13 protein-coding genes are annotated in these 11,201 nt (G+C 63.0%); 7 read left to right on the plus strand and 6 right to left on the minus strand.

What is annotated here, in order from left to right:
- From recA to B3873_RS23895, 6 genes are all read left to right on the plus strand, one after another.
- The coding region (recA, locus tag B3873_RS23870; protein ID WP_286869420.1) for a recombinase RecA at positions 1-713 on the plus strand (713 nt) is incomplete at its 5' end.
- 463 nt (positions 714-1,176) lie between these two features.
- Positions 1,177-1,641: a recombination regulator RecX gene (gene recX, locus B3873_RS23875; RefSeq protein WP_259435240.1), complete on the plus strand. Its 465-nt coding sequence runs from the start codon at positions 1,177-1,179 to the stop codon at positions 1,639-1,641.
- A 522-nt stretch (positions 1,642-2,163) separates the two neighbouring features.
- The gene (sucC, locus tag B3873_RS23880; RefSeq protein WP_034341272.1) at positions 2,164-3,324 is read left to right on the plus strand and encodes an ADP-forming succinate--CoA ligase subunit beta; all 1,161 of its coding nucleotides are present in this window, start codon (positions 2,164-2,166) and stop codon (positions 3,322-3,324) included.
- A 100-nt stretch (positions 3,325-3,424) separates the two neighbouring features.
- Complete coding sequence (gene sucD, locus B3873_RS23885) at positions 3,425-4,306, plus strand: succinate--CoA ligase subunit alpha (protein ID WP_013232695.1); 882 nt, start codon at positions 3,425-3,427, stop codon at positions 4,304-4,306.
- A 181-nt stretch (positions 4,307-4,487) separates the two neighbouring features.
- Positions 4,488-5,222, plus strand: a complete 735-nt coding sequence (locus B3873_RS23890) for a TerC family protein (RefSeq protein ID WP_286869426.1) — start codon at positions 4,488-4,490, stop codon at positions 5,220-5,222.
- A 202-nt stretch (positions 5,223-5,424) separates the two neighbouring features.
- Complete coding sequence (locus tag B3873_RS23895) at positions 5,425-5,931, plus strand: pilin (protein ID WP_039789165.1); 507 nt, start codon at positions 5,425-5,427, stop codon at positions 5,929-5,931.
- A 104-nt stretch (positions 5,932-6,035) separates the two neighbouring features.
- Here B3873_RS23895 and moaC read toward each other — a convergent pair whose 3' ends face one another.
- Complete coding sequence (moaC, locus tag B3873_RS23900; protein ID WP_121043022.1) at positions 6,036-6,542, minus strand: cyclic pyranopterin monophosphate synthase MoaC; 507 nt, start codon at positions 6,540-6,542, stop codon at positions 6,036-6,038.
- A 147-nt stretch (positions 6,543-6,689) separates the two neighbouring features.
- On the opposite strand from moaC, the gene B3873_RS23905 reads away from it, so the two are divergent.
- Positions 6,690-8,234 carry a M48 family metalloprotease gene (locus tag B3873_RS23905; protein WP_209533545.1) on the plus strand — a complete coding sequence of 515 codons (1,545 nt, stop codon included), beginning with the start codon at positions 6,690-6,692 and terminating at the stop codon, positions 8,232-8,234.
- A gap of 18 nt (positions 8,235-8,252) precedes the next feature.
- Here B3873_RS23905 and B3873_RS23910 read toward each other — a convergent pair whose 3' ends face one another.
- The 5 genes from B3873_RS23910 to ilvE all read right to left on the minus strand — a co-directional run.
- Positions 8,253-8,858, minus strand: coding sequence for a DUF2946 family protein (locus B3873_RS23910; RefSeq protein ID WP_286869431.1), 606 nt, complete (start codon positions 8,856-8,858; stop codon positions 8,253-8,255).
- Complete coding sequence (locus tag B3873_RS23915) at positions 8,851-9,843, minus strand: YheT family hydrolase (RefSeq protein WP_286869433.1); 993 nt, start codon at positions 9,841-9,843, stop codon at positions 8,851-8,853. Before B3873_RS23915 ends, B3873_RS23910 begins: the two co-directional genes overlap by 8 nt.
- Before the next feature lie 58 nt (positions 9,844-9,901).
- Complete coding sequence (locus B3873_RS23920; protein ID WP_039789157.1) at positions 9,902-10,336, minus strand: YybH family protein; 435 nt, start codon at positions 10,334-10,336, stop codon at positions 9,902-9,904.
- Positions 10,337-10,404: 68 nt separating this feature from the next.
- Complete coding sequence (locus B3873_RS23925) at positions 10,405-10,605, minus strand: zinc-finger domain-containing protein (RefSeq protein WP_008325571.1); 201 nt, start codon at positions 10,603-10,605, stop codon at positions 10,405-10,407.
- A 67-nt stretch (positions 10,606-10,672) separates the two neighbouring features.
- Positions 10,673-11,201: branched-chain-amino-acid transaminase (ilvE, locus tag B3873_RS23930; RefSeq protein ID WP_286869437.1), on the minus strand; the 529-nt coding region annotated here is incomplete at its 5' end.

Consider the following 11,201-nt stretch of genomic DNA (forward strand, 5'->3'; position numbering starts at 1 on the left):
AGCTCGGCGTCAACGTCGATGACCTGCTGGTATCGCAGCCGGACACCGGGGAGCAGGCGCTGGAAATCACCGACATGCTGGTGCGCTCCAATGCCGTTGACGTGATCATCGTCGACTCCGTGGCGGCGCTGGTGCCCAAGGCCGAGATTGAAGGCGAGATGGGTGACCATCACGTGGGTGTGCAGGCTCGTCTGATGTCGCAGGCGCTGCGTAAAATCACCGGTAACATCAAGAACGCCAACTGCCTGGTGATCTTCATCAACCAGATCCGCATGAAGATCGGTGTCATGTTCGGCAACCCGGAAACCACTACCGGCGGTAACGCGCTGAAGTTCTACGCTTCCGTGCGCCTGGACATCCGCCGTACCGGTTCGATCAAGTCGGGTGATGAAGTCATCGGCAGCGAAACCAAGGTCAAGGTCGTCAAGAACAAGGTTGCGCCCCCGTTCCGCGAAGCCCACTTCGACATCCTGTATGGCGAAGGCACTTCCCGCGAAGGCGAGATCCTGGACCTGGGTTCGGAACACAAGGTGGTCGAGAAGTCCGGTGCCTGGTACAGCTACAACGGCGAGCGCATCGGCCAGGGCAAGGACAATGCCCGTAACTACCTGAAGGAACATCCGGAACTGGCTCGCGAGATCGAGAACAAGGTCCGTGTCGCCCTGGGCGTGCCGGAACTGGCCGGCGGCGAAGCGGAAGCCAAGGCTTCCTGAGTTCGCGCATAAAGGATTCAAGCGCCATCGCAGCGACGGGGTTTGCCTGAGCCTTGAAGTCGTGATGGTGCTTGTTCATCCCGCTGGTGTCGTGCTGTATCGGTGGCATTGGAGGGACGTAGTACCGCAGTACTGCAAGTTCGCATCATCGCAAGACCGCCTGATCGCAGCATCGTAATATCGCTACACCGCTACACCGCTACACCGCTACACCGCTACACCGCTACACCGCTACACCGCTACACCGCCAAGCCACAGCAAGAGGCCACGCCGGATTCGGGTATCGCACTTCATTGACCGTGCTCTGCGCATGACTCTTAAGGTTTCACCTGTGTCACCTGTTTCCTGTATTTGTATCCCTGTTGTTTCTTGCTCAGTGACGGCGAAACGTGCTGTTCCCGGTGTGTGTGTTGCATCCGTTTTTTCTGTTTCTTCCGCTTCATCGTCCGTGTAGTCGAACGTCATGCCAAGACCGCCGATCAGCCTGAAAGCACGGGCGCTCAAATATCTCTCTTCACGTGAGCATAGTCGCCAGGAACTTGCGCGTAAGCTTGCCCCTTACGCGCAAGAGGGCGATGACATCGACGCACTCCTGCAATGGCTGGAGCAGTCGCGTTTTCTTTCCCAGGAACGTTTTTCCGAATCGCTGGTGCATCGCCGCTCGGCGCGTTACGGCAATCAGCGCATCATCTCTGAACTTCATGGCCACGGCATTGAAGGTGAAGCCATCGCCGAACTGAAGGCCGATCTGGCCGCCGGGGAGGGTGAACGCGCCGCCCAGGTGCTGCGCCGCAAGTACGCCGCACCGCCCGAGGATGCCGAGACCCGCGCCAAACAGATGCGCTTCCTCCAGCAGCGCGGTTTTTCCCATCGCAGCATCCGCGAAGCCTTCCAGACCGCTTGGGCCGACGACGAAGAGTCCGCCTGAAGCCCGCCTGCGTCCAGCATGGCCGGCCCGGCCAAGCACATTTTTCCCGCGTTTTCCTGGAAATCTCCCAGCGGCATGCGGCCTTGTCCTGCCCGATGGTAATTCCTGCGCATTGCGCCCGGTGTTAGCGCTACCGGCCAACAGGCCGTTTGTCGTGTGCTAGAATTCGGAAGTTTTTGCTGCGGCGCGCAAGCCTGAGGAGATACCGCGTGTTGCCGGTTTGTTAAAACGGTGCAACGGTGCAAGGCCCACGTCAGGAGCAGGAATGGATAATGCGAACGCTTCGGCGCAAGCTGGTGCGTTTCGACTATCAGACCAACTAAAGCAGACGGCATGCATATGCCCAATTCGACGAATTCACTCGCAACCCGCGCAGCTCACGCCTGCGCCCGACTCCATCCGGCAACGGATGCGACCCCCGCCTGCGGGTTGCAGTCTGCTTTCTGGTCGGCCGGCTCGATGCCGGCTACCGAATTTCAATCCGGCAAGTTTCATTCATTCAGTGTCTAAAGGGAAGCTCCCATGAAAATCCATGAGTATCAGGGTAAAGAAATCCTGCGCCAGTTCGGCGTAACCGTGCCGCGCGGCATTCCTTGCATGTCGGTCGACGAAGTCGAAGCGGCTGCCCAGAAGCTCGGCGGCCCGGTGTGGGTCGTCAAGGCCCAGATCCATGCAGGCGGCCGCGGCAAGGGCGGTGGCGTGAAGGTGGCCAAGTCCATCGAGCAGGTCAAGGAATACGCCAACCAGATCATGGGCATGCAGCTGATCACCCACCAGACCGGCGCTGAAGGCCAGAAGGTGCGTCGCCTGCTGATCGAAGAAGGCGCGGACATCAAGAAGGAACTGTACGTTTCCCTGGTCACCGACCGCGTCTCGCAAAAGGTCGTGCTGATGGCCTCGAGCGAAGGCGGCATGGACATCGAAGAAGTTGCCCACAGCAACCCGGAAAAGATCCACAACGTCATCATCGACCCGATCGATGGCCTGACCGACGCCCAAGCCGACGACGTGGCCGCCAAGATCGGCGTGCCCGCTGAATCGATCCCGGCCGCTCGCCAGAACCTGCAAGGCCTGTACAAGGCTTACTGGGAAACCGACGCATCCCTGGCTGAAATCAACCCCCTGATCCTGACCGGCGACGGCAAGGTCATCGCCCTGGACGCCAAGTTCAACTTCGACTCCAACGCCCTGTTCCGTCACCCGGAAATCGTCGCCTACCGCGACCTGGACGAAGAAGATCCGGCTGAAGTCGAAGCCTCCAAGTTCGACCTGGCCTACATCTCCCTGGACGGCAACATTGGCTGCCTGGTCAACGGTGCCGGCCTGGCCATGGCCACCATGGATACCATCAAGCTGTTCGGCGGCGAGCCGGCCAACTTCCTGGACGTGGGCGGCGGCGCCACCACCGAGAAGGTCACCGAAGCCTTCAAGATCATGCTGAAGAACCCCGAACTGAAGGCCATCCTGGTCAACATCTTCGGCGGCATCATGCGCTGTGACGTGATCGCCGAAGGCGTGATCGCGGCTTCCAAGGCCGTCTCGCTGAAGGTGCCCCTGGTGGTCCGCATGAAGGGCACCAACGAAGACCTGGGCAAGAAGCTGTTGGCCGATTCCGGTCTGCCGATCATCTCGGCCGATTCCATGGAAGAAGCCGCCCAAAAGGTCGTGGCAGCTGCCAAGTAAGTAACCCAACACGCAAGCCTGCGCGGCGCGAGCCGCCGGCTGCAAGCGATTGCAGCCCAGGCGCCGCCCGCGGCGCAGGCATCACAGTCAAGGAAGAGAAATGTCGATCCTCATCAACAAAGACACCAAGGTCATCACCCAAGGTATCACCGGCAAGACCGGCCAGTTCCACACCCGCATGTGCCGCGACTACGCGAATGGCAAGAATGCCTTCGTCGCAGGCGTGAACCCGAAGAAGGCCGGTGAAGACTTCGAAGGCATCCCCATCTATGCCAACGTCACCGAAGCCAAGAACGCCACCGGCGCCACCGTCTCCGTGATCTACGTGCCGCCCGCCGGCGCTGCTGCTGCCATCTGGGAAGCCGTCGAAGCCGAGCTGGACCTGGCCATCTGCATCACCGAAGGCATCCCCGTGCGTGACATGCTGGCCCTGAAGGACCGCATGGCCAAGGCCGGTTCCAAGACCCTGCTGCTGGGCCCGAACTGCCCCGGCCTGATCACCCCGGACGAAATCAAGATCGGCATCATGCCCGGCCACATCCACAAGAAGGGCCGCATCGGCGTGGTTTCCCGCTCGGGCACCCTGACCTATGAAGCCGTGGGCCAGCTGACCGCCCTGGGCCTGGGCCAGTCCTCCGCCGTCGGTATCGGTGGCGACCCGATCAACGGTCTGAAGCACATCGACGTCATGAAGGCCTTCAACGACGATCCGGACACCGACGCCGTCATCATGATCGGTGAAATCGGTGGTCCTGACGAAGCCAACGCTGCACGCTGGATCAAGGACAACATGAAGAAGCCGGTGGTTGGCTTCATCGCCGGCGTGACCGCGCCCCCGGGCAAGCGCATGGGCCACGCAGGTGCCCTGATCTCCGGTGGTGCTGACACCGCCGAAGCCAAGCTGGCCATCATGGAAGAGTGCGGCATCAAGGTCACCCGCAACCCGTCCGAAATGGGCCGTCTGCTGAAGTCGGTGCTGTAATTGACCACGGGCTGACTCGCTCAGCCACGGCAGTAAAGCAGTACCGCAAGACCAGCATGGGGAGCTCCGGCTCCCCATGTCATTTCTGGCAAGCCATCCCGAAGGGAGGCACTAACCGCGCACAACGCGGTCTTCCAGCCATGCGCCCGCTCCGAGGCGCTGTTTTTCCAAGAGGACATGCATGGAATTCCTGGCCAACCTGAACTGGGTCGCCGTGGCGCAGATCATCCTGATCGATATCCTGCTCGGTGGCGACAATGCCATCGTTATTGCCCTGGCCTGCCGCAACCTGCCCGACAAGCTGCGCATGAAGGGCATCGTCTGGGGCACGGTGGGTGCGATCGGCATCCGCATCGCCCTGATCGCCTTCGCCGTGACGATGCTGCAGTTGCCATTCCTCAAGCTGATCGGTGGCATCCTGTTGCTGTGGATTGGCATCAAGCTGCTCAACGAAGACGACGAGCACACCGACATCAGCGGCAGCGATCGCCTGTGGGGCGCCGTCAAGACCGTGATCGTGGCAGACCTGGTGATGAGCCTGGACAACGTGATCGCCATCGCCAGCGCCGCCGAACAAGCGGCCGGTGAGCACCAGCTGCTGCTGGTGGTCTTCGGCATCGTGGTCAGCATCCCCATCATCGTCTGGGGCAGCACCCTGGTGCTCAAGCTGATGGAGAAATTCCCGGTCATCGTCACCCTGGGCGCGGCCTTGCTGGGCTACATCGCCGGTGGCATGATCTTCAGCGATGTCGCGGTACAGGGCTGGATCGAGGGCTTCATTGGCGACACCGAATTCGTGTTGCCGGGCGCTGCGCTGCACCTGAGCCTGCCCGGCCTGGTCGGTGCGCTCGGTGTGGTACTGACCGGCCTGACGCTCAAGCGCCGGAAGCAGGAGCGCCAGAAAACGGCCGCCTGAGCGGCAAAGGCGCGTGCAGGCCATGGGGATGGCCGACACGCTGCAGACCAGAACCGTTGCCGCCGCGCCCGATACCCGGCCATGCTTGAGCCAGGTCAGCGCCGCAGCACGACAAACCTGATAGCTTTGCAATTTTTTCGCTGGTACGCATGACCGGCGCTGCCGATACTGGCAACGCCCTTTTCATTTTTACGAGGATCCCATGAAACCCGTCGTCACCCGTCGCCCCCAACAAGGCTTCACCCTGCTCGAACTGATGGTCACGCTGGCCATCGTCGGCATTCTTGCGATGCTGGGCGCCTCGCAATACCAGGACTACATCGCCCGCGCGCGCGTCTCGGAAGGCTTCAACCTGGCCGAGCCCTACAAGCTGGCCGTGACCGAGCAGATCAGCTCCAACAACGGTGTCTTCACCGTGGCGCAACTGGGCCTGCCGGCCTTCACCCCGACCGACAACGTCAGCAAGATCGAAGTCTCGCCGATGGAAAAGCGCGGCGTGGGCGGTGTCATCACCATCACTTACAGCCCGCGTGTGGGCGACGGCGGTACGCTCACGCTCACCCCCACCATCACCTCCGGTACTATCCAGTGGCAATGCGCTGCCAAGGATGTGAAGCAGGCGGCCACGCCCGAAGGGGCGACGGCCAATACCGGCTTCGTTGCCGGTACGCTTCCGGCCAAGTTTGCACCGGCCAACTGCCGCGGCTGATCTGCGGTAGCCGCAGCGGATGCAGCATGAAAAAACGCGCCCTCGGGCGCGTTTGTCATTTTTGATTTGTCTTGTCCACAGCGAATTTGCCGCAGCTTCCCACCTCAAGGGCGCGCCATGCTGATGTCGCTCTTGCCGCCGCGCTTTTCGGTCACGCAGATATCGGTCATGACCATGGTCTTGTCGACCGCCTTGCTCATGTCGTAGACCGTCAGCAGTCCGACCTGCACGGCCGTCAGCGCTTCCATCTCCACCCCGGTCTTGCCGAAAGTTTCCACCCGCGCGGTACAGCGCACGGAAGAGCTGGCGGCATCGGTCTCGAACTCCACCGACACATGCGTCAAGGCCAGCGGATGGCACAGCGGGATCAGGTCGCCCGTGCGCTTGGCCGCCATGATGGCGGCGATGCGGGCGATGCCCAGCACGTCGCCCTTCTTGGCCGTGCCCGATTCGATGATGGCCAAGGTGGCCGGCTGCATGCGGATCACGCCGGTGGCCAGCGCCACGCGATGGGTCTCGTTCTTGCCGCCGACATCGACCATGTGCGCTTGTCCGCCCTGGTCGAAATGGGTGAGGCCGCCGTTGGGCGCGGAGTCGCCGGATGTGCTCATGCTGGTTCGCTGATGATGAAATGAAGGGAAAGGAGCGGGTATCATAGCAGGCAGCCTGCGGCTTGCCGCCAGCGCCGAGCTGTGCACCGACTGCACCGCCGCCGCTGTCTTGCTTTCACCATGTGTCTGCCATCGATGACTGGGTCCATGCAACGAACCGTTCCTGAACTTTCCCGCCGCCCCCTGCGCCGCCTGCTCATGCGTGCGCTCAGTGCCACCTTCCTGCTGCTGCCGGCCGCTCCCTTGACGCTGTTGCCGCATCCCGGCGTGGCGCAAGGCCTGCCGACCCTGGGCGATACCGAACGCGAAGGGCTCTCGCCCCTGATGGAGCGCAAGCTGGGCGAAGAAATCATGCGCGACATCCGTACCGACCGCGATTATGTCGACGATGGCCCGATCTCGGAATACCTCAACAATTTCGGCCAGAACCTGGTCTCCATCCACCCTGAGGTACGCGGCGAGGCCGGCTTCGATTTCCAGTTCTTCATGGTGCGCGATCCCATGCTCAACGCCTTCGCGCTGCCGGGCGGCTTCATCGGGGTCAACAGCGGCCTGGTGCTGGCGGCGCAGTCCGAATCCGAACTGGCCGGCGTGATGTCGCACGAAATCGGCCACGTGGCGCAGCGTCACATTGCGCGCATGCTGGGCCAGCAGAAGCAGAATTCCATGATCCAGCTGGCGGCCATCGTACTGGGCGCGCTGGCCGGGGTGTCCAAGGCCGGGGGCGATGCCGCCATGGCCACCATGATGGGCGGCACTGGCCTGGCCGTGCAGCGCCAGCTCAACTTCAGCCGCGATGCCGAACGCGAGGCCGATCGCATCGGCCTGCAGATCATGCGTGATGGCGGCTTCGATCCGTCTGGCATGGTGACCTTCTTCGGCCGCTTGCAGACGGCTTCGCGCAACTACAGCGATGCCGTGCCGCCTTACCTGATGACGCACCCGCTGACCACCGAGCGTATCGCCGACATCCAGGCCCGCATCCGCGACCAGCGCTACAAGCAGCGCGTGGACAACCCGGAATTCCAGCTGGCGCGTGCCCGTACCCAGGTCTTGCAGAACGACAGCGTGCAGGGCCTGCGTGACAACGTGGCCAAGTTCACCGACCAGGCCAAAGGCAATACCAAGCTGATGACGGCCGCTGCCAAGTATGGCCTGGCCTACGCCTACTACCGCCAGAACCGCTTCGAGCAGGCCGAGGCCGCATTGAAGGAGGCCCAGGAAGCGGCCATCCCGATGAAGACCGGCATCTTCTTCGGCAGTCTCGACATCGACATCAAGATCGCCCGCAAGCAGACCCAGCAGGCGCTGCAGGTGGCGGAGAGCATGCGCCAGCAGTACCCGATCTCACGCAGCGTCGCGCGCCAGTACGCCGATGCCCTGATCGCCGCCAACCGCTACGACCAGGCCGTAGGTTACCTGCGCGACCAGGCGCAGCTGTATCGTTCGGATGCCCAGGTGCAGCAGCTGCTGGCCAAGGTCTACGCCGCGCAGGGCAAGCAGGCCCTGCAGCATCTGGCGTTGGCCGAATCCTATGCACTCAACGGCAGCCTGCTGGCGGCCATCGATCAGTTGGGGATTGCCCGCAAGGCACCGGATGCGACTTTCTACGATCAGTCACAGATCGATGCGCGCGAGCGCGAATGGAAGGCGCGCTGGAAGGATGAGCAGAAGGAGCTCAAAGACCGCTGACCCCTGCCCGCCGGAAAGTCAAGCGGGACGGGGGCTGCAGACGAACCTGAAAGATTGTTCCAGTTGATCGCTGGCGATGCGCTGCAGCGGAAGGTCCCGCCCGTTCCAGGTGAAGGAAAGTGTCAAATCCTCAGCGCCCTCCAGCCAGCGCAGCAGGGCCTCTTCATCTGCTTGGCCGGCATGATGCAGGCACGGCAGCAGGATGGCCAGATCGCGGTCATCGACGCCGGCAATGATCTTGCCGCTGCGCAGGTAGAGTCGGCCGCGCTCATCCATCCAGGCGGCATCGACTTGCTCCACCGTGGCCTGGGTATGCAGGATGAGGGAGGGCACTAGCGCATCCGCACCCGGCTGGGTCCGCAGGATATGCGGCACCCACTCCAGATCCACATACACCCGCTGCGGCCCGTTCTGGAAGTACCAGCGGCCGCTATCGTCGCAGGCGTAGTTGCGGTCGATGAAGGCCAGCAGGGCAGGGTGGCGGATGGGGTCGCCCGGCAACGCCAGTTGCTGTGCCCGTTCGTCGCGCATGCGCCATTGGCCGCGCGCATCCAGCCGCAGCCAGCCGAAGCAGTACGGCACGTTGGGCCAACGGGCCATGGCCTGGCAGACGATCTCATCCATGGGCCAGCTCCGTGTGCGCCACGAAGGCGCTCTCCGCCTTGCCTTCCAGGAAATGCAGCAGCCGCTGCGGCAGCCACGCCAGGCTGCCCGGCGGCCCGCCTGCGGCAAAGCCCACATGGCCGCCCTGTTCGGGATATTCCAGCACCACTTCCGGTGCCGCCGAGCGCGGCAGGTGGCGCGCCGGCAGGAAGGGATCATTCTGCGCATTCAATACCAGCGTGGGCACGCTGATGTCGTGCAGGATGTGCTTGGCGCTGGCGCGGTCCCAATAATCGTCGGTATTGCGATAGCCGTGCAGGGGCGCGGTGACCACGTTGTCGAAGGCGTAGAGATCGCGCGCCGACAGCAGGGCCTCGCGGTCGAACAGGCCCGGGAACTGGTCCAATTTGGCCAGGCACTTGGGCCGCATGGTGCGCAGGAACACCCAGGTATAGAGCCGGTTGAAGCCGCTGGCCAGCGCCGCACCGCCCCCCGCCAGGTCCAGCGGGGCAGACACCGCGCAGGCGGCGTCGACGATCTCGGCCTCGTGCTGGGACTCGCCCAGCCAGCGCAGCAGGGCATTGGCACCCAGCGAGACACCGCAGGCATACAGGTGCGTGGCCGCCAGGTCCTGCTGGCGCAGCTTGATGCGGCGGATGATCCAGTCCAGCTCGGCGGTGTCGCCCGAGTGATAGAAGCGCGGCGCCAGGTTGATCTCCCCCGAGCAGCCGCGAAAATGCGGAATCGCCCCATGCCAGCCACGCCGCTGCACCTCGGCCATGAGCGCGCGGCTGTAGTGGCTGTCGGAAGAGCCTTCCAGCCCGTGGAACAGCACCAGCAGCGGCCGTCCCGGCTGGCCATCGACGAAATCGATGTCGATGAAGTCGCCATCGGGCGCTTCCCAGCGCTCGCGCCGGAACGCCACCTTCGGCTTGGGCAGGAAGGTGGACGGATAGATGGTCTGGAGATGGCCGCCGGGAAGCCAGCGGGGCGGGACGTAAAGCATGATGCAGCCTTGCTCGGAATCGGATGGCGCAAGCGCCTGTGGATAAATCAGGCCGCCGTCAATGCAGCATGGCCCCGCTGATCACCGGTTCCACCGGTGCCGCGCCGGGTGCGACCGAGGCGTGGTGCATCACCATGCGCCAGCCCAGGGCGGTCTTGAGGTAGACGTTGGTGGCGATGACGTGCACATCCTGCTGCGGGTCGCCGCCGTGGTCGATGTCTTCCACCACGCTGTGCACGGCGGTCATCATGTTCTGGGTGGCGTGCAACTGGCGCGGGCGGATGTGCAGGCCGCCGTTGGAAAGAATGTCTTCCCATACGGCGCGGATGTCTGCGTGGCCGACCAGGCGTTGTGCGCCGGGGTGGATGCAGACGATTTCCTCGTCATCGGCCCACAGGTCCATCAGCGCCTCCAGGTCGGCACGGGCCAGGGCGTCGTAGTAGGCAGCTTCGATTTCATCGGGCGAACCATGGATCAGTTTGTTACGGGGCATGACAATCTCCGGATCAGATGAAAAGAGGGCCTTGTGGGCCCTCTCGTGTCTGGTGCGAAAGCTCGATGTTAGTGGCCTTTGACCACGGTACCGGGTTTCAGCTGGTACTGGGTACCGCAGTACGGACATTTGGCCGCGCCGTGCGCGTCCAGTTCCAGGAACACGCGCGGGTGCGAGTTCCAGGCCGACATGCTGGGGTTGGGGCAGTGGGCCGGCAGGTCCTTGCCTTCGAGCAGGATCACGCCCTGCGATGCTTGAGCTTGGCTCATCTTGTTCTCCGTTGCTTGCAATTGACTGAAGTTGATACGTGAAAATCTGCGCTGATCCGGCCGCGCCTCACACCAGCGTAAGCCAGTGCTTGTACTGCGGTGCCCGCCCCGAGACCACGTCGAAGAACAGGGTCTGCAGCTTCTCGGTGATGGGGCCACGGCCGCCGTTGCCGATGACGCGGCGATCCAGTTCGCGGATCGGCGTGACCTCGGCGGCGGTACCGGTGAAGAAAGCTTCATCGGCGCAATACATCTCGTCGCGGGTGATGCGTTTCTCGATGACCTCGATGCCCAGGTCGCGCGCCATGGTCAGCACGGCGTCGCGGGTGATGCCATCCAAGCAGGAGGCCAGGTCGGGAGTATAGATCTTGCCGTTCTTGACGATGAAGACATTTTCACCCGAACCTTCGGAGACATAACCTTCCGTGTCCAGCAGCAGGGCTTCGTCGTAGCCATCGGCCAGCGCTTCCTGGTTGGCCAGGATGGAATTGATGTAGTAGCCGCTGGCCTTGGCGCGCACCAGCGAGACGTTCACATGGTGGCGGGTGAAGGAAGAGGTCTTCACACGGATGCCCTTGTTGATGCCGTCCTCGCCC

The organism is Herbaspirillum sp. UBA812, assembly GCF_002296545.1.
In the GTDB taxonomy this organism is placed as follows: Bacteria; Pseudomonadota; Gammaproteobacteria; order Burkholderiales; family Burkholderiaceae_D; genus Herbaspirillum; species Herbaspirillum huttiense.

Bases quoted from the DNA above. Each gene is read 5' to 3' on its own strand.
- recX (WP_259435240.1), top strand. From the start codon at position 1,177: ATGCCAAGACCGCCGATCAGCCTGAAAGCACGGGCGCTCAAATATCTC.
- sucC (WP_034341272.1), top strand. From the start codon at position 2,164: ATGAAAATCCATGAGTATCAGGGTAAAGAAATCCTGCGCCAGTTCGGC.
- sucD (WP_013232695.1), top strand. From the start codon at position 3,425: ATGTCGATCCTCATCAACAAAGACACCAAGGTCATCACCCAAGGTATC.
- B3873_RS23890 (WP_286869426.1), top strand. From the start codon at position 4,488: ATGGAATTCCTGGCCAACCTGAACTGGGTCGCCGTGGCGCAGATCATC.
- B3873_RS23895 (WP_039789165.1), top strand. From the start codon at position 5,425: ATGAAACCCGTCGTCACCCGTCGCCCCCAACAAGGCTTCACCCTGCTC.
- moaC (WP_121043022.1), bottom strand. From the start codon at position 6,542: ATGAGCACATCCGGCGACTCCGCGCCCAACGGCGGCCTCACCCATTTC.
- B3873_RS23905 (WP_209533545.1), top strand. From the start codon at position 6,690: ATGCAACGAACCGTTCCTGAACTTTCCCGCCGCCCCCTGCGCCGCCTG.
- B3873_RS23910 (WP_286869431.1), bottom strand. From the start codon at position 8,858: ATGGATGAGATCGTCTGCCAGGCCATGGCCCGTTGGCCCAACGTGCCG.
- B3873_RS23915 (WP_286869433.1), bottom strand. From the start codon at position 9,843: ATGCTTTACGTCCCGCCCCGCTGGCTTCCCGGCGGCCATCTCCAGACC.
- B3873_RS23920 (WP_039789157.1), bottom strand. From the start codon at position 10,336: ATGCCCCGTAACAAACTGATCCATGGTTCGCCCGATGAAATCGAAGCT.
- B3873_RS23925 (WP_008325571.1), bottom strand. From the start codon at position 10,605: ATGAGCCAAGCTCAAGCATCGCAGGGCGTGATCCTGCTCGAAGGCAAG.